Genomic DNA, 18,155 nt, shown 5'->3' with positions numbered 1-18,155 from the left:
GTTGATTTACTTGATTCATTTACACGATATCCAAAAGAAACTACCGCAAACAGATACATTGCTTTTCGACAATTTGAACTTTGCCTTGAATGGTCATCAGTCTGTGGCCATTCAAGGACGAAGTGGTTCTGGGAAAACAACCTTATTAAAAATAGTAGCTGGCTTTGACACCCGATACAATGGTCTTTACGAATTCAAAGGTGTAACAATCAGTAAAAATCCCAAAAAAAATATAAAATTTAGAAAAGATACTATTGGCATTATCACACAAAATTACAATTTATTAGGTGACAGAAATGTTCAAGCTAATATTCAGCTTGGGCTAAATGAACAGTCCAAGAATCAAAATAAAGATATTGAAAAGATGCTAAGTCTCGTAGGACTACCAGGATACAGCACTAAAAAGATATCAGAAATTTCCGGTGGAGAAGCACAAAGGGTCGCTATAGCTAGAGCCCTCATCAAAAAACCGGCTATTTTGTTAGCGGACGAACCTACTGGGGCTTTAGATGAAAAAACTGAACTTGAAATCTTAGAATTATTTAAAAATATCCAGAACTTGGGAACTAAACTGATTATGGTTACGCATAGTAATGCTGTAGCCGAAGTTTGCGATGGAAAATATGTATTAGAAAATAAAAGATTAATTTCAAACTAATAGTAGATACATACTTTTAAATCACCGTTGTGAAACAGCATCGTTACACCCGAACAACCAATCAGAATCATTGTACTATGCAATACATCATCTTGATGGCCGCATTTTGATTTTTGATCTACTTCTTATCTTCTCTTTATTGACTTTATCCTTTTTCCAAACATTCAAAAGTGTCGTTTATTTCTTCACTTATTCACATTAAAAAAATAGGTGTGGGCCATGACTCTACAAGTCACATCCCGCACCCTTAAAAAATCTGGATCGGTGGATCAGAAGCAATGCCTATGAAAATAAAAACTTCTGTGCCAATCTCATCCAACTTCATTTCTTTTATTTCCCAGTAACCGAATCCCAAAGGCCACTGAAAAATCCTTTAATATTTTCCCAAAGTCCTTTAGATTTTTCTTGAATCTGCTCTTTCGTTTTGGACAAATCTAGTTGATTTACAAAATCTTCAAAAATATTTTTATCTTTCATATCACTCATCAGAGTCGTTAATTCTTTGACCTGATCTGATGACATGACATCTTTGATTCCTTGACTTTGCAACGCACTTTCAACGGTTTTTTGAATGTCTGCTTGGGTCAATGTTTTGCCATCTGCAGTTTTTGTAGCTAGTTCTTTTTTCGCTTGTTCTTGCGCTGCATTTAAAGCTTCATCGGAATAACCAGCTTTGTCTTTATTTTCTTCTGTGATCTTAGATAATACATCCATTTCATCTTGTGCTACGCCAACACGATCTCTATTGATAATGCCACCAGATTCTTCGACAATTTTGTAGACTCCAGCTAACGCACCAGATCCATCGATTGGTACCGCTGAAGCAACGGTTAGCTTAGCATCTGTTATACCAGCTGTCAGGGCTGCGTTTTGATATTGAGCTTCAGTAATTTTCGTGATATTTTTGGGTGTTGCAATATCAACCGAAATTCCTGATCCTTTCTTCTGTGTCTCCATGCGAACAGAGCTATAGACCGCCCATTCTGGCGTAAAGCCGCCATCAGGGATAAAACTCATCAAATCTTGTCCTGTCGTTGTATATTGTGGTGTCTCACCTTTGATACCTAGTTCTTTCAACGTATACTCTTTTTGCTCTTGCGTCAGTGCATTTCCTAAAGCAACTGCATTAATCTGCAGTACTTGCTCGGAGCTTTGAGTGGTTTCTGTATTACTAGCACTTACTGAAGTACTTTCAACCGTGCTACTTTGTGTAGCAAATGCTGTTTTTCCATTTGATAAACCTGTAGAAACCAAAAGAACTGTCATTGCTACAGCGAGTGTTGTTTTTGTCTGTTTCATAGTAACCTCCTAAAGATTTACTTGTTCATTACTATACAACAATACTTTTAGTTAGTCCCTAAGTATGCTCCGTTTTAAGAAAATTTTAGTATCTTGACCTTTTAAAGAATACGTTTCCTTTCCTAAGCGAATCAACTCTATACTCAGTTTTTCCAATAAAAAAGAACAAAAGCAACCACTTTTCGCGGTTGAATGCTTTTGTCCTAATTTTCTACAAACTATATACTCGTAATGACTCATTTTAGTTAGTACTGGATTCGAATACGTTTCTATCAAATTCACCTGTTTTAATTCCAACAATAATTGATGAGTAAACATTCCCCATTACGTTCAATGGTGCTCGTGTTAAAGAATAAAAATAATCCAAACCTGCAAAAATAGCTACTCCTTCAACTGGAATACCAATCATTTGAAAAACAATTGCCATAGATACAATTCCGCCACCTGGAACACCTGGATTCCCAAAAGATGCAACAACTGAGAATACGCCTAATAAAATAAGATTTTGTAATGTAAATTGGATGTCAAATACAGATGCACAAGCCACAGCCGAAACAATATTTGAAATTGGCGAGCCATTTGTATTTAATGCATTTCCTAAAGGTAAAACAAAATCAGATATTCGTTCTTTAACGCCCATCTTTTTAGGCACATCCTCTAAAGATACTGGTAAAGTTATCGCTGAGGAAGTAGTTGTTACAGCTATAACCATAATATTTAGACTATTTTTAAGAAGCGTAACAATGTTTAATCGATATCTGATAGCTACATAAAGTGTATAGAGCGTAAAGAAAATAATATCAAGTATACTTACGATTACAATGACCTGAACAAGTGATTTCAACGCATCTACTCCACTTGTGCCAATAACACCAGCAAGCATCGCTGAAATCCCAATTGGTGCATAGACCATCACAATAGAGACGATTTTCATTATTACTTTTCTTAAACCTAATATTAACTCATAGAGTGCGTTTACACTTTCAAAACTATCCTTCATAATATTTACAGAAATACCAAACAATGCTGCAAAAACAATGATTTGGACAATAACACCTTCTGCAAGTGCCCCAACTGCGTTATCTGGAATAAAATTTACAATAGTTTCTTGAATATTACCACCTGCAACCGTTCCTTTATATGCATCTGAACCAGGAGCAGTCAACGTTAAATTGATTGGGATGATTTTTACTGCAATAATTGACAAAACTGCCGCCAAAGACGTACTAACAAAAAATACCCCCAATGTTTTCAGTCCAACAGTTTTTAATTCTTTTAACGGTAAAGAGGCCGTTGCTTCAACAATAGAACAAAAAATTAATAAGGGAACACACATCTTTACTGATCTTAAAAAGATATCACCTAAAAACTTTAAACTTTCAGCATTTTCTCCTAGCACAAAACCTATGATCAACCCTATAATAGATCCTACGACAATCCTCATAGATAAACTAGAGTTCTTCACTTTATTTAAAATCATTCTGCTCGTACTCCTTTTCAGTCAACAAAATAGTCGCTTATTTTTTGTGGTGGATAATTAAATTTCCCAATCTTACTCTGTGATAGATGACACTCTACAAATAATTTAGCTAATTTTACGGATACTGAAACAGGGTCTATAACTGGAACACCTATTTCTTCGCTTAATGAATCCGCATACATCGCAAATCTAGCACCACCTAATACAATTGCCTCAGCACCGTCTTCTTCAATCATCTTGATGATTGTGTTTTTTAGCGATTCTTTTACGGAACTGTTTTGGCTCACATTCTCCGTATCCATTTCAATCCCTCGTACTGAGGCAAGTTTTCCTTCTAAACGTAGTAAATGTGTAAGATCTTCTTGATAAGGTATATTTTGTTTGAAAACAGTTAGAATTGAATACTTATGTCCTAACATGGTCGCAATAACTTGAGATCCTTCTGCTATTGATATGACTGGAATATCTAATGCTTCTTTTAAAGCAAAAAAACCAAAATTCCCGAATCCAGCTAATACAATTGCATCTGGTTTCACTTCTTCTGTAAAATCAAGTAACCCTCGCACAAACGACCAAACAGATTGATAATCGCCAAAAGTACAATCTATATGTTTAGAGCCTTTAGGATTGGTATATGGGATCAATTCTGTAGATGAATCATTAAACCCTTTTTCTGCTGATTTCATTAAAACTTTTGTTAATTCTGTATTACTATTTGGATTAGCAACAATAATTTTCATTTGAATCTCCTTTTTCATAAATTTATTTATTTTTAGAATATAGATATGGCCGATTATCGACTAATTTGTCGTACGCTATTTTTCTGTCTAATACATCTCCTAGTATTAAATAATCTTGCCAACGATCAACCTCTTGGGACTCAATATTTATAGTCGGAGTCCACATTCCCTCTTTTATAAACAGATCAATTGTCTTAATACCGTCTTCTACGGAAATTGTAGGCCAATTATTTTTAATAATCGTGCTGCAGGCTTTTCCTCCATGTTCTAATAAATATGACGTCCCTTTTTGAAGACCTACAGCGAATTTTTCAAATTCAACTAATTTATCTTCTATTATTTCAGGCAAACTATAGTAAACACTCCAAGGTATATTGCTGCCCTTTCTGGTTAAATCACAGAAGTTAAAACCTACTTGTCGATCAATCATGGAATGAGCTGTATCTGGTTGGACTACTATAAAGTCACCAAACCCTTTTTCAAATAGATCGCAAATCATAGCTGTTGAAAAATCATGGATAAACCGAATTTTATTTGGATCAGCACCACCTTCTCGCGCGCTGCCAACCGTCATTAAATAATGACCTGCCCCATCGCCTCCTGATACAAGTACTCTTTTTCCTTCTAACTTTTTCCAATCAAATGATCCTGATATTTTTTCTCTTGAAAGAATAACTAATGGGCATTTAGACGCTATTTTTGCAACTGACGTGTATTTTTGAATATTCTGACAATAAATCATAGGCAACCACATTCCACCTAACACAACATCTGCTTGACCATTTTCTAAATCATCAAGTCCTTTTGTCCAAGGATCAGGTAAATACGAACATAATTTTAGCTTTTGTTCATCAAAAAAACCTTGTTCTTCTGCGATGTATTGTGGCATGTAGTTCATTGATAATCCTGTTGCAGCAATTGTAAATGTAGTCAATTTAGAAAATCTCCTTTTTGATTATATTTAGGTTTTGATAACAATATATGCTATATGGTCTCCTATGACCTTTTATCACGAGAATGTTCTACTTGATTCGTGTGATTATTGTTTGTAGACTCAGAATCAATGATTGCAAATCTTGCTTGCATGTAATCAACGTAGTTTCTTGAGTTTCACTACTTTTTAATCTTTTTGAACTATCACAAATCATATTGTAAGCGGTATCCATGTCCTTTTCATTGAACTTTTTAACATTTTATTTATATTTTTTGTTTAAAATAACTATTTATTACAAACTTTATATGAAAAACGACATAATAAACGAATAAAAATAAAGGAGTAGCAAAATATACTTGAACCATTTTATTGTAAAGGCCACCATAATTAACCAACGATTATCACGATAGTTTAAGAAGGAAATCCGACATAAGAAGTTTAAAAAAGTGTGAAAATAGTTGATTCTATTTCGAAATTAGTATTCATTCTAGACTTAATTACCAAACATTCACTAATAAAAAAAAGCCTTCACCATTCAGAACAGACTCTGAATGGTGAAGACTTTAGTACTTATTTATTTCGTATAATCCTTAACTAAGTCAATAACTTCTTCCATTGTATCGCAGTCATTCAACGCACGATCTGCAAGTTCAGCCATTTTCTTAGTATCTAGACGTTTCATTAAGCTACGAGTTTGAAGAATAGATGTCGCACTCATTGAGAACTCATCTAAGCCCATTCCTACTAATAACGGTACAGCCATTTGATCGCCGCCCATTTCTCCACACATACCAGTCCATTTACCTTCAGCATGAGATGCGTCAATCACGTTTTTAATCAAACGTAGGATTGATGGGTTATACGGTTGGTATAAGTAAGAAACACGTTCGTTCATACGGTCTGCTGCCATTGTGTATTGAATCAAATCATTTGTTCCAATACTGAAGAAATCAACTTCTTTGGCGAATTTGTCCGCAATTACAGCTGCTGCAGGAATTTCGATCATGATACCAACTTGAATCGTATCAGAAACTTTTGTTCCTTCAGAAACTAATTTTGCTTTTTCTTCTTCAAAGATTTTCTTCGCTGCTCTGAATTCTTTTAACGTTGCAACCATTGGGAACATGATACGTAAGTTACCATGAACAGAAGCACGAAGTAACGCACGCATTTGTGTACGGAACATTTCGTCGCCACGTTCGGATAAACTGATACGTAATGCACGGTAGCCTAAGAATGGGTTCATTTCGTGCGGTAATTGAAGATAAGGTAATTCTTTATCTCCACCGATATCCATTGTACGAACCACGACAGGTTTACCGTTCATGCCTTCAAGTACTGCAGTGTAAGCTGTATATTGTTCATCTTCTGTTGGGAAATCGGGAGAATCCATGTAAAGGAATTCTGTACGATATAAACCAACAGCTTCAGCACCATTGTTGTGTACGCCTTCTAAATCTTTAGGAGTACCAATGTTTGCAGCTAACTCGATATGTTTACCATCAGCAGTGACTGTTTCAGCATGTTTTAATTTTTCCCATTCAACTTTAAGGTCAGCATATTCTTTGCCTTTCGCTTCAAAATCAGATTTTTCAGCGTCAGTTGGGTGGATGATGACATCGCCATCAATTCCGTTAACAGCTAAAATGTCGCCTTCTTTCACTTTAGCAGTGATTTCTTTTGTCCCTACAATCGCAGGAATTTCAAGAGAGCGAGCCATAATTGCTGAATGTGATGTACGTCCGCCAATATCCGTTACGAATGCTTTTACATACGTACGATCTAATTGAGCAGTATCACTTGGTGTTAAGTCATGGGCAACCACAACAACCTCTTCGTTGATCATTGAAGGGTTAGGAAGAGTAACACCTAATAAATGAGCTAAAATACGTTTCGCAACGTCACGAATATCAGCAGCACGTTCTTGCATGTAGGCATTATCATCCATCGCTTCGAACATACCGATATACATATCTGTTACTTCTTTTAATGCAGCTTCAGCATTTACTTTATTATCTTGAATATTTTGTTTGATTTGACCAATCATTTCAGGGTCAGATAAAACCATTAAATGAGCATCAAATACTTGCGCTTCTTCTTCACCAAGGCTTTGCGCTGCTTTTTCTCTGATTGCTTGCAACTCAGTCGTAGATTTTGCTAAAGCGCCATCTAAACGGCTTTCTTCAGCAGATGTATCTTCTACAGATTTTTTGTCGAAAGATAAATCAGGTTGAACTAACAGGTAAGCTTTAGCGATAGCAACTCCATCACTTGCGGCAATTCCCTTTAGCATTTCAGACATTATTCTGACAATCCTTCTTTTTGCATTGTGTCTACGATTGCTGCTAATGCATCAGCTTCGTCAACACCGTCAACTGAGATAGTCACGTCTGAACCTTGACCAACGCCTAGAGACATAACGCCCATGATTGATTTAAGGTTAACAGATTTACCTTTGTATTCTAAGTTGATATCTGAGTTAAATTTACTTGCAGTTTGTACTAATAATGTAGCTGGACGAGCGTGAATCCCTGTTTCTGCTACGATGTGAAATTCTTTCTTTTCCATATGAATCGGTCTCCTTCGTAAATAAATTAATTTTTTATGTTAGGGTTTTCCTTTCTTGGTACGTTTCAATTGAAACTTGAATCTGGATAATACCCTTTCAATTTTTAAGATTACCATTTTTTGTGAGTAGTTACAACACTTTTAACCTATTTTTTATCAAATGAAAGGATCGATTAATCTTCTTCTTTCATATAATGATATATAATTCGTCCATTTAATCCGGCTTCTCCAACAATTGACATTCGATCCGGCAAATTTTTCCAAACTTCCCTAAAGGTTGTAAAGTCTTTTGGTTCTATAACCAGTTCAGAAATAGTTCCTTCCTTTAATGCGTTGATTTGTTCTTCAAATGGATTTTCATACATGGATTGATCACAGCTTTCACTTTTATTTTTCGACTGAAGTTATTGTATGATAAAAATAGATAATTGTCTAAATTATTCTCATTTTCTGTATAAATAAACGTATATAGTTTTACTAAGACTTAATAATTTACAATGTAGGTAATGAACATTCAAAGTAATATGAGTTTTTCTCTCTATTTATTGGCTTAAACCAGAGTTCAATTGCTTGATTCCTGCCAAAAAGATGCTATAATAATCTCAAAGGTCAAAAATGGTCAACTGTTTTTTGACCTTACTTATAAGGACTTTGAATTAAAATTAGTCTTATCTTGAAAGGACGTGTTTTATCCTATGATTTGTCAAAATTGTCAACAAAATCCAGCAACGATCCACTTATATGCAAATGTTAATGGTCAAAGAAAACAATTAGACTACTGCCAAAGTTGCTATCAAAAATTAAAAACAAAAGCAAACGATAATCAACCAACAATGTCTCAACAAGATCCATTTGGTTTTGGAAGTTTAGATGATTTATACCGCTCACTCTCTCGTCAAATGCAAGAACAACAAGGGAATCCTAATGGGCAAACTCCCCCAACTCAGTTTGGTGATGGGAATGGTTTTAACGGCGGTCAGCCACCTCGTGGAGGTGTTGGACAGTCCGATGGTTTATTAGGTGAATATGGTATCAACATCACGCAAGCTGCTAGAAACGGAGACGTTGATCCTGTTGTCGGACGTGATGAAGAAATCAAACGTGTGATTGAAATCTTAAATCGTCGAACAAAAAATAATCCTGTTCTGATTGGAGAACCTGGTGTTGGTAAAACAGCCGTTGTTGAAGGTTTGGCACAAAAAATCGTCGATGGCGATGTGCCACAAAAATTATTGGACAAAGAAGTTATCCGTTTAGATGTCGTTTCTTTAGTCCAAGGTACAGGGATTCGAGGTCAATTTGAAGAACGCATGCAAAAGTTGATCGATGAAATCAAACAAGCTGAAAATGTCATCTTATTTATAGATGAAGTTCATGAAATCGTTGGCGCAGGTGCTGCTGGTGATGGCAACATGGACGCCGGCAATATTCTAAAACCAGCGCTCGCTCGTGGTGAATTACAAATGGTTGGTGCAACTACTTTGAATGAGTACCGCATTATTGAAAAAGATGCTGCGTTAGAACGCCGAATGCAACCTGTCCGTGTCGATGAACCAACGGTAGACGAGACGATTGCTATTTTGCAAGGATTACAAAAACGTTATGAAGATTATCACCATGTGAAATACACGGATGAAGCCATTAAAGCTGCTGCAACTTTATCAAATCGTTACATTCAAGACCGTTTCCTACCTGATAAAGCCATTGATTTATTAGATGAATCTGGTTCTAAAATGAACTTAACGATCCAAATCGTCGATCCTAAAACGATTGAGAAGAAACTCGCAGATGCAGAACAACAAAAACAACAAGCCTCTGCTGAAGAAGATTTTGAGAAAGCTGCGTACTATCGCGATCAAATCAATAAATTACAGACAATGAAAGAAAAGCAAATCAGTGATGAAGAAACACCTGTGATCGATGAAAAAAATATTGAAGCGATCGTAGAACAAAAAACAGGTATTCCTGTCGGTGATTTAAAAGAAAAAGAACAAACACAATTGAAAAACTTGGCGGTCGATTTAAAAGCTAGCGTTGTTGGTCAAGATGATGCAGTCTATAAAGTTTCTAAAGCTATTCGCCGTAATCGTGTTGGTCTAGGCAAGCAAAATCGCCCTATCGGTTCTTTCTTATTCGTTGGACCAACTGGTGTCGGTAAAACAGAATTGGCGAAACAATTAGCTTACGAATTATTTGGTTCAGAAGATTCAATGATTCGTTTTGATATGAGTGAATACATGGAAAAACATAGTGTCTCTAAATTGATCGGTTCACCTCCTGGTTATGTCGGTTACGATGAAGCGGGGCAATTAACTGAAAAAGTTCGTCGTAATCCATACAGCTTGATTTTATTAGATGAAATCGAAAAAGCACATCCAGATGTATTGCATATGTTCTTACAAATCCTTGATGATGGCCGTTTAACCGATGCACAAGGCAGAACAGTCAGCTTCAAAGATACGATCATTATCATGACAAGTAATGCAGGAACTGGTAATGTAGAAGCTAATGTCGGTTTTGGTGCTGCACGTGCGGGACTTACAAAATCTGTTTTAGGACAATTAAACAATTTCTTTACACCTGAATTTTTAAACCGTTTTGATGGCATCATTGAATTCAAAGCGTTGAGTAAAGAAAACTTAATGAACATCGTTAGCTTAATGTTAGATGATGTCAATAGTTTACTCGCTCATCAAAAAATTCATATTGATGTAACAACAGACGTTAAAGAAAAATTAGTCGATTTAGGTTACGATCCAGCTATGGGTGCTCGTCCATTACGTCGGACGGTTCAAGAACAAATCGAAGACGGCATCGCTGAATACTTCCTAGATCATCCAGAGGAACATCAATTAATTGCTGAACTAGACGATGACGGAAAAATTATTGTAACTGGAAAAACCACAATAGATTCTAGTGACACCAGCGAAACCAATATAGAAGAAGAATAGAAAGTGAAGTCAATCAGGCAAACTGATTGACTTTTCTGTGTTTTTTAAGACAAATTTCTTTTTATTTACGCTAAAAAAATTTATAATTAAGATGCATAGAACGTATAGCAACGACTATTCCAGCTTTTTGAATCTGTGAATACTCTGTTTCTTATTAGTAACGGACAACTAAAGAATTATATTGAGGTGAAAAAAATGAAATTAGTCAATGTAACCAACAGCTACAAACAGTTAGTCAATAAACAACTAGAAAATACCGATGCATACTTTGTCAAAGTTTATTCAGCGGGCAATACGACCGTCGTTTATACAGAAGCTGCTCAACATGCTGAAATCTTGGTTGTAAATAAAAAACGAGCTGTTCGTAAAACAGAAATCAATGAAATTCTTACTTATTTCTTGAAACGTATTCCAAAAGAAAACTATGACCGTAATCAAATTTCAATCATTGAATTGAAAGATGTTATAGAAATTTCGATTCCGATGATATCTAATTTATCTGTCCGCTAAAAATAGGCTGGGACAGAAGCGTTTAATCCCGAGAAATAAGAAGGAATTCACGAAAATTGTTTTTCAAATTTTTGTGACCAAGTAGGTACTGTGCGACATCATCTCGTTCCTTGTTGTGTTTTACAGCAATTTCAGCTTATTTCCGAAGTGATTGCTTCTGCTCCCACCGTTTATTCGCATTTAGGGTGTGAGACAAAAGTGATTTTTACTTTTTTCCCACACCTTTTTTTGAATTGGACTTTTCTTTAATTCTAACCTTAGATGCTATTTTTCAGATGCGTCACTCATTTTTTGTGTGAAAGATAATCCTGTTAAAAAATCTAAAAGTTCATATTTTTTATTCTCCGGTAACTTCATAATAACAGATAATAACTTTTGGTCTATTGAAGATAAATTATTGTTAAAAAATTCGGATAAACTCACGCCCAATGCTTCACAAATATGAGTCAACGTTAGTAAAGATAGTTTTGACGTATTATTTTCAATTGCAGAAATAAAGGAGGGCGAAATGTCGATTATTTCGGCTAATTGTTTTGCAGTCATATTATTTACTTTTCTCAACTCTTGAATTCTTTTTCCTATATCCAATTTATTCCCCCCTATCAAATTAAGTTATAGATAACTTTTTTTCAAAAAAAATACACTTATAGATTCATTTCCTCATTTAACTATGATACTATTATATAGTTAGTTATTCAAAAAAATAAAAAAAAAGGAGTGTCTATAACACGTGTTATTTAGTTTTCATAAAAATGAATGGTTAGGTAATGAAAAAAATGATTTGTTTGCGGGACTTGTATCCTCAATCGCTATTCTTCCTGAAGTTATTGGATTTGCTATTATTGCCGGTGTTAATCCTATCTCTGCACTTTTTGCTTCTGCTATAACGCTATTGGTCATAACATTTACAGGTGGTCGTCCTGCGATGGTATCAGCAGCTGCGGGCTCAATGGCGCTTGTCATTGCTTCTCTTATAGAATCACATGGACTACATTACATGATCGCCGCGACTATTTTAACAGGTTTTATTCAATTATTTCTTGGGTATATGGGGATTCATAAATTGATGAGGTTTATTCCTCAAACAGTTATGTTTGGTTTTGTAAATGCTTTAGCGATTTTAATTTTCTTAGCCCAAATCCAACAACTTCCTAATCAATCAATTTGGTCTTACATTATGATCGTTACAACAATTATTCTTATGTACATTATTCCTAAAATAACGAAAGTCGTTCCACCTGCTCTACTCATTATTTTATTTATGACGATTATTTCCTTTATATCTAAAGACAACTTGCAGACTGTGGGCAATCTAGGGGATATGAGTGCTATTTCTCCAACTATTTCTTTACCTGCAGTTCCCTTAACACTTCAAACTCTTTTAATCATCTTACCTACATCCCTTGCTTTAGCAATGATTGGATTAATTGAATCGTTATTGACTGTTCCTATTATTGATAAAATGACAGATAGTCAAAGTGATAGTCAGCGAGAAGTTAAAGCACAAGGACTAGGAAATATTATTACAGGTTTTTTTGGTGGACAAGCAGGCTGTGCAATGATTGGACAAGCTGTAATTAATGTAAAATCTGGTGGAAGAAAAAAACTTTCTACACTTATTGCTTCTATATCGTTATTACTATTTATTTTTGTCTTTAAAGATATTATGATCCAAATTCCCACAGCAGCTTTGATTGGAATTATGATAACCGTTGCTCTGGATACATTTGAATGGGAAAGTCTCCAGTTAATACGGACCTTTGAAATCACTGAAAGTTTTATTATGATTGTAACGATTTCAGTTATTGTGTATACACATAATCTAGCAATTGGAATAATACTAGGTGTTTTGTTAAGTGGGATAGTTTATTCCTTCTCAAAAAAAAAGCATAGTATCTAGTATCAAAGAGATCGAAATATTGTCTGTTTCGACTCAACATATGCTCTATTTTAGGTTTTGAGAGATATAACAACTAAAGTTATATCTCTCAGAACCTTTTATTTAGTTGTTGATTCAACTATCAGTTAATATCTTACATCAAACTCTTTAATTCAACATCCGGGTATTTATCTGCAAACCAACGCATCGCAAATTGATTTTCAAATAAGAATAATGGCTGATCAAAGCGATCTCTTGCCAAAATATTACGACTTGAACTCATACGTTCATCCAAATCAGCTGGATCGATCCAACGTGCGATTTTTGAACCCATTGGTGTCATAATAACTTCTGCATTGTATTCATTCAGCATACGGTGTTGGAATACTTCAAATTGCAATTGCCCAACGGCCCCAATGATATACTCTTCCGTTAAATACGTTTTATATAACTGGATCGCACCTTCTTGAACCAACTGATAAATGCCTTTATGGAATGATTTTTGTTTCATCACATTTTTGGCACTGACTTTCATAAACAACTCTGGTGTAAATGAGGGTAATTCTTCGTACTGAACTTTTAATTTCCCTTCAAATAACGTGTCTCCGATTTGATAATTCCCTGTATCATAGATCCCAATAATATCCCCAGCTACGGCTTCTTCGACATTTTCTCTAGCATCAGCCATAAATTGTGTCACATTACTTAACTTGATTTTTTTACCGGTTCTACCAAGTGTAACGTCCATTCCACGTTCAAAGGTTCCTGAACAGATACGAACAAAAGCAATACGATCTCGATGAGCTGGATTCATATTTGCTTGGATTTTAAACACAAAGCCTGAAAATTCTTCTTCATAAGGGCTGACTTCTTGTCCGTCTTCTGTCTTATGTCCATATGGTGATGGTGCAAATTGCAAGAAAGTTTCCAACATTGTTTGGACCCCAAAGTTGGTTAACGCTGAACCAAAGAAGACTGGTGTTTGGTCACCGCGAGCAATTTTCTCCGTATCAAACTCGTCACCTGCTTCAACTAACAATTCAACTTCTTCTAATACTTGTTGGTAAACACTATCCTTATGCAAAGGCAAATCACTTGGAATGTCACCATCCACTAATGGAATGAAACGTTCGCCATTATTGGTTTCGGGACGGTAAACTTCTACACGCTTATTGTAGATGTCATATAATCCTTCCAACCCTTTTCCCATACCAATCGGCCAATTCATTGGATATGATTCAATATCTAGCAACTCTTCTAATTCTTCAAGTAACTCTAACGGTTCTCGACCATCTCTATCTAATTTATTGATAAACGTAAAAATTGGAATCCCACGTTTTTTTACAACTTGAAATAATTTCTTGGTTTGGGCTTCGATCCCTTTGGCACTATCGATTACCATAACAGCGCTATCCACAGCCATCAAAGTACGGTACGTGTCTTCTGAAAAATCCTCGTGTCCAGGTGTGTCCAAGATATTTACGCGTTTCCCATCATAGTCAAATTGCATCACTGAACTGGTTACAGAAATTCCTCTTTGTTTTTCGATTTCCATCCAGTCAGATTTTGCAAAATTTCCTGTTTTCTTTCCTTTTACAGTTCCAGCTTGGCGGATTGCGCCTCCAAATAGTAAAAGCTGTTCTGTAATCGTTGTTTTACCAGCATCCGGATGGGAAATAATGGCAAACGTGCGGCGGCTATCTACTTGTTCTTTTAAATGCGGATTATTCATTCGTTGCTCCAATCTATCATTTTTTCTTGAAAAGACTTCATTTATTTATCTTGGTTTATTTAAAGGCTATTTACATTGGAAAATTCTCCCTGCTCTTTATTCTTCAACTAATGTAGTATATCATGGAATTACCCTAGTTTTCAAAGTCTTTAACTAAGTTTCTAAAAAATCTTAGAGACTAAATAAACACGCAACGAATTTAAGTCTCACTCCTAACTAGATGTAATAAAGCCTTAATATTCGCTTTTGATTATTTATCCGTTCATAAAATCATTGAAACGTTCTCTTACGTTGATTTTTCCTATATAACAGTTTACAGTAGTTAAATAAAAGAAGGAACATGAGCAGCTTTCACTACTTCTGTTCCTTCTTTTGGTTTATCTCCTTGGCTCGTCATCTTCCATTTCTTTACGGAAAAAACGACGGTATTCTTCAGGTTCTTCATCAACGATTTCTTCGTCATGGAAAACAACTTTTAATGCTAAAACTCTCGTTCCTTCCATTTCTTCAGAAGTCAGTGTAATGTTGCCAACATCAAATGACAATTTTTCCCCTTCATCAGGAATCGTACCTAAAGCGGTTATCAGATAACCTGCCATTGTATCGACATCACTCATATGCAAATCTGTGCCAAATGCTTCGTTGAATTCATCAATCAGCATTCTACCTTGAACTAAATACTCATGCTCACTGAGCTTATCATACAAGTTCTCTACTTCATCCGTCTCATCATCGATTTCTCCAACAATTTCTTCTAATAAATCTTCTAATGTAGCCAAACCAACGACACCACCATATTCATCCAATAGGATCGCCATCTGATTTTGAGTTCGTTTTAGTTCATATAATAAATCATCAATAAAAATCGTTTCTGGGACAAATAATGGTTCTTGGATAATATTTTTTAATTCAATTTTGTCAAAGCCTAATTTATGGGCTGCTTTTAATAAGTTTTTAGTATGAAGAACACCGATAATTTTATCTTTGTCTTCGTTATAAACTGGGATTCTTGAATAGTTTTCGGATAAAATAGCATTAATATTCTCTTGAATATCGTCTTCAATATTGATCATAAAAGCATCGGTTCGTGGAACCATAACTTCACGAGCAACTTTCGTATCTAAAGAAAAGACACCTTGAAGCATTTCTAATTCATCATTATCTAAAACACCTTCTGATTCCAACATATAACGCATTTCGTCACGTGTCATTTTTGAATCAGCATCATCAAATGTCATTGGTGTAATTTTTGAAAGTAAGTCTGTTGAAGCAGATAACAACCACACAAATGGTCGAGCAATTACGCCTAATACTCGCACGAATCCAGAAGTTGCTTGCGCTACTTCTTCTGACTTGTTCATGGCGATTCGTTTTGGATATAATTCACCAAAAACAATGGAAACATAGGTCAACATAGCTAAAATAATAATATTTGCTATACTTTTTGCAGCAGCTCCGCCACCAAGAACAGGTGCCAATCTTGCTGATAAAGTATCCGCTAAGGATGCTCCAGACAAGATATTAACTAACGTGATACCGACTTGAATCGTTGATAAAAAGCTCGTAGGATCTTGTAGAATCTTTAATAACTTCTTCGCTTTCGCGTCTCCTTCTTCTGCTTTTTGTTCGATACGATTCTTGTTGACTGAAACTACTGCTATCTCCGCTGCAGCAAGAAACGCATTGATCAATGTTAAAACGATCAATAATAAAATTTGCGCGATAAGCGACTGACTCTCGGGGTCAGCATTCATAATGTGCACTCTCTCCTCTTAAAATTATTCGAAAAACGTTGTATTTCGTTTTCCAATTTCATTTAGTAATAAACTGTTTACTAATCTATTTGATAAAAAACGTGACCACTATAAGTAGTCACGCTAAAATCGTATCACAAACACCGATTAATTTCAATAATCGATGTCATTTTTCTTTCATTGTTATCTCATTTCCTTCACCAGACAATACAATTTTTTCACTTTTGCTTTCTCGAATCATTCCCATTACATGAATCACTACGGTTTTTACAATCGCATAAAATGGAACGCCTAAGAAAATGCCCAATAGTCCCGCGATGTTTCCGGCAACTAGTAAAACAATGATGATCGTTAATGGATGGATTTGTAAAGATTTTCCAATTACATTCGGATAAATGATATTGCCATCGATTTGTTGGACAATTAAAACAACAACACAACAAAATACGGCTTTGATTGGTTCATCAAAAACAGTTACAAAAACAGCTGGTGCCAGTCCTAGATAAGGACCAAGATACGGGATCAGATTGGTGAACCCTGCAATTACACCGAATAAAAAGGCATAACGAACGCCAATCAAAGAATAACCAATTGCAGTAAAAGTACCGACGAATAAACATTCAATCGCTTGCCCGCTAATATAATTTGCCAATGTTTTGTTGATTTTGTTTAACAAATCAGCGATGCTTTCTTGGCGTTTTTCAGGTAAAAAACGCTCGATCGATGGTACTAATCGGTCCCCATCTTTTAACATATAAAATAAAATAAACGGTGCTGTGAAAATAACGATCGTCGTCGAAGCCACTGTGGACACAACTGAACCTAAGCTATTTGATAAGCCACTTAAAAACTGTTGAATAATCGTTCCATATGATATATCCAATTTCTCTATATAACTTGTTAAATCAACCTCTTTAAATAATGGTAGCTCAGCCATTCGGTAGACCCAAGCTTCTACATTACTGAAAACAGTCGGCATACTTGAAGCTAAACTAGCAAGCTGAGATGCTAACTTAGGAATCACACTGACTAGTATCAACACAATAGCTACTACTAATATCAATAAAACAAGAAGAACTGCAAAAATTCTTTTCATTTTCGTTTTCATTAGTAAATTGACAATTGGATTTAAGATATAATACAAAAATCCTGCTACTAATACTGGTGCAAATAAGGTTGAGAAAAATGTTCCGATTGGTGCAAATACAAAATTGATTTTACTTGAGACAAAAATCAACGTTGCAATTACTAGTAATTCTGCTGACCAAAAAAATAATTTTGACTGTCTTAATTTTTCAAACAAAGAAGATCCTCCCTTAACATTAAAAATTGTGCCATTTTATTTTATTCATGAAATAATAATTGCTCCTTAATAGATTTTAGCATAACCTCTCCTAAATAACATAGCAATACTTCTTTGTATCTATTTTTATTTAAAGTATTGAATCAAATTTACAGAAGATTATTTTTATGCTCTTCAAAATAATATTTGCCTTTTTCTAAGTTCCCTTTACCGATTACGTCTTTGATTTTTTATACGATTTCATCTGTAATCCTTGTAAACATGACCTTTCAAATTTTTTATTTATACTGCAAACTGCTTACGCCATTAAAAAAATAACCTTTCATTTTTAGTAATGTTCTACTGTC

General features: G+C 35.1%; 15 protein-coding genes. 4 read left to right on the top strand and 11 right to left on the bottom strand.

The window, feature by feature from the left end; genetic code table 11:
- The first annotated feature begins 10 nt into the window (after positions 1 to 10).
- Positions 11 to 658, top strand: a complete 648-nt coding sequence (locus IGJ34_RS04045) for an ABC transporter ATP-binding protein (RefSeq protein WP_069655523.1) — start codon at positions 11 to 13, stop codon at positions 656 to 658.
- Between the two features lie 330 nt (positions 659 to 988).
- Here the strand turns inward: IGJ34_RS04045 and IGJ34_RS04040 are convergent, their stop codons facing one another.
- From IGJ34_RS04040 to IGJ34_RS04010, 7 genes are all read right to left on the bottom strand, one after another.
- Positions 989 to 1,957: a DUF1002 domain-containing protein gene (locus IGJ34_RS04040; RefSeq protein ID WP_069655524.1), complete on the bottom strand. Its 969-nt coding sequence runs from the start codon at positions 1,955 to 1,957 to the stop codon at positions 989 to 991.
- A 241-nt stretch (positions 1,958 to 2,198) separates the two neighbouring features.
- Positions 2,199 to 3,437 carry a dicarboxylate/amino acid:cation symporter gene (locus IGJ34_RS04035; RefSeq protein WP_069655525.1) on the bottom strand — a complete coding sequence of 413 codons (1,239 nt, stop codon included), beginning with the start codon at positions 3,435 to 3,437 and terminating at the stop codon, positions 2,199 to 2,201.
- 17 nt (positions 3,438 to 3,454) lie between these two features.
- Positions 3,455 to 4,177 (bottom strand): aspartate/glutamate racemase family protein, encoded by a 723-nt coding sequence (locus IGJ34_RS04030; protein WP_069655526.1) that lies wholly within the window; start codon positions 4,175 to 4,177, stop codon positions 3,455 to 3,457.
- Positions 4,178 to 4,199: 22 nt separating this feature from the next.
- Positions 4,200 to 5,111, bottom strand: coding sequence for an ABC transporter substrate-binding protein (locus tag IGJ34_RS04025; RefSeq protein ID WP_206835688.1), 912 nt, complete (start codon positions 5,109 to 5,111; stop codon positions 4,200 to 4,202).
- A gap of 574 nt (positions 5,112 to 5,685) precedes the next feature.
- On the bottom strand, positions 5,686 to 7,413 hold the full coding sequence (ptsP, locus tag IGJ34_RS04020; RefSeq protein ID WP_206848293.1) for a phosphoenolpyruvate--protein phosphotransferase: 1,728 nt from the start codon (positions 7,411 to 7,413) through the stop codon (positions 5,686 to 5,688).
- Positions 7,413 to 7,679, bottom strand: coding sequence for a phosphocarrier protein HPr (locus IGJ34_RS04015; RefSeq protein WP_010760596.1), 267 nt, complete (start codon positions 7,677 to 7,679; stop codon positions 7,413 to 7,415). The genes ptsP and IGJ34_RS04015 overlap by 1 nt, the downstream gene beginning before the upstream one ends.
- A 173-nt stretch (positions 7,680 to 7,852) precedes the next feature.
- Positions 7,853 to 8,044 (bottom strand): hypothetical protein, encoded by a 192-nt coding sequence (locus IGJ34_RS04010; protein ID WP_069655529.1) that lies wholly within the window; start codon positions 8,042 to 8,044, stop codon positions 7,853 to 7,855.
- Positions 8,045 to 8,374: 330 nt separating this feature from the next.
- On the opposite strand from IGJ34_RS04010, the gene IGJ34_RS04005 reads away from it, so the two are divergent.
- Positions 8,375 to 10,630, top strand: a complete 2,256-nt coding sequence (locus IGJ34_RS04005) for an AAA family ATPase (protein WP_430598178.1) — start codon at positions 8,375 to 8,377, stop codon at positions 10,628 to 10,630.
- 195 nt (positions 10,631 to 10,825) lie between these two features.
- Positions 10,826 to 11,140 carry a DUF1827 family protein gene (locus IGJ34_RS04000; RefSeq protein WP_206835695.1) on the top strand — a complete coding sequence of 105 codons (315 nt, stop codon included), beginning with the start codon at positions 10,826 to 10,828 and terminating at the stop codon, positions 11,138 to 11,140.
- 264 nt (positions 11,141 to 11,404) lie between these two features.
- Here IGJ34_RS04000 and IGJ34_RS03995 read toward each other — a convergent pair whose 3' ends face one another.
- Entirely contained in the window at positions 11,405 to 11,728 is a 324-nt protein-coding gene (locus IGJ34_RS03995; protein WP_111247002.1) for a helix-turn-helix domain-containing protein, read from the bottom strand.
- Between the two features lie 142 nt (positions 11,729 to 11,870).
- On the opposite strand from IGJ34_RS03995, the gene IGJ34_RS03990 reads away from it, so the two are divergent.
- The gene (locus IGJ34_RS03990; RefSeq protein WP_430598177.1) at positions 11,871 to 13,040 is read left to right on the top strand and encodes a SulP family inorganic anion transporter; all 1,170 of its coding nucleotides are present in this window, start codon (positions 11,871 to 11,873) and stop codon (positions 13,038 to 13,040) included.
- A gap of 133 nt (positions 13,041 to 13,173) precedes the next feature.
- Here IGJ34_RS03990 and IGJ34_RS03985 read toward each other — a convergent pair whose 3' ends face one another.
- The 3 genes from IGJ34_RS03985 to IGJ34_RS03975 form a co-directional block, all read right to left on the bottom strand.
- Positions 13,174 to 14,751, bottom strand: coding sequence for a peptide chain release factor 3 (locus IGJ34_RS03985; protein ID WP_069654339.1), 1,578 nt, complete (start codon positions 14,749 to 14,751; stop codon positions 13,174 to 13,176).
- Positions 14,752 to 15,128: 377 nt separating this feature from the next.
- Positions 15,129 to 16,505: a hemolysin family protein gene (locus IGJ34_RS03980; RefSeq protein WP_069641009.1), complete on the bottom strand. Its 1,377-nt coding sequence runs from the start codon at positions 16,503 to 16,505 to the stop codon at positions 15,129 to 15,131.
- A gap of 166 nt (positions 16,506 to 16,671) precedes the next feature.
- Entirely contained in the window at positions 16,672 to 17,808 is a 1,137-nt protein-coding gene (locus tag IGJ34_RS03975; RefSeq protein ID WP_430598176.1) for an AI-2E family transporter, read from the bottom strand.
- Between the last annotated feature and the right edge of the window lie 347 nt (positions 17,809 to 18,155).

Source organism: Enterococcus sp. AZ177, assembly GCF_050544585.1.
Lineage (GTDB): Bacteria > Bacillota > Bacilli > Lactobacillales > Enterococcaceae > Enterococcus_L > Enterococcus_L plantarum.
The sequence above is the reverse complement of the archived record's forward strand: the minus strand, read 5'-3'. Positions and strand labels throughout refer to the sequence as shown.

Bases quoted from the DNA above. Each gene is read 5' to 3' on its own strand.
- IGJ34_RS04040 (WP_069655524.1), bottom strand. From the start codon at position 1,957: ATGAAACAGACAAAAACAACACTCGCTGTAGCAATGACAGTTCTTTTG.
- IGJ34_RS04035 (WP_069655525.1), bottom strand. From the start codon at position 3,437: ATGATTTTAAATAAAGTGAAGAACTCTAGTTTATCTATGAGGATTGTC.
- IGJ34_RS04030 (WP_069655526.1), bottom strand. From the start codon at position 4,177: ATGAAAATTATTGTTGCTAATCCAAATAGTAATACAGAATTAACAAAA.
- ptsP (WP_206848293.1), bottom strand. From the start codon at position 7,413: ATGTCTGAAATGCTAAAGGGAATTGCCGCAAGTGATGGAGTTGCTATC.
- IGJ34_RS04015 (WP_010760596.1), bottom strand. From the start codon at position 7,679: ATGGAAAAGAAAGAATTTCACATCGTAGCAGAAACAGGGATTCACGCT.
- IGJ34_RS04010 (WP_069655529.1), bottom strand. From the start codon at position 8,044: ATGTATGAAAATCCATTTGAAGAACAAATCAACGCATTAAAGGAAGGA.
- IGJ34_RS04005 (WP_430598178.1), top strand. From the start codon at position 8,375: ATGATTTGTCAAAATTGTCAACAAAATCCAGCAACGATCCACTTATAT.
- IGJ34_RS04000 (WP_206835695.1), top strand. From the start codon at position 10,826: ATGAAATTAGTCAATGTAACCAACAGCTACAAACAGTTAGTCAATAAA.
- IGJ34_RS03985 (WP_069654339.1), bottom strand. From the start codon at position 14,751: ATGAATAATCCGCATTTAAAAGAACAAGTAGATAGCCGCCGCACGTTT.
- IGJ34_RS03980 (WP_069641009.1), bottom strand. From the start codon at position 16,505: ATGAATGCTGACCCCGAGAGTCAGTCGCTTATCGCGCAAATTTTATTA.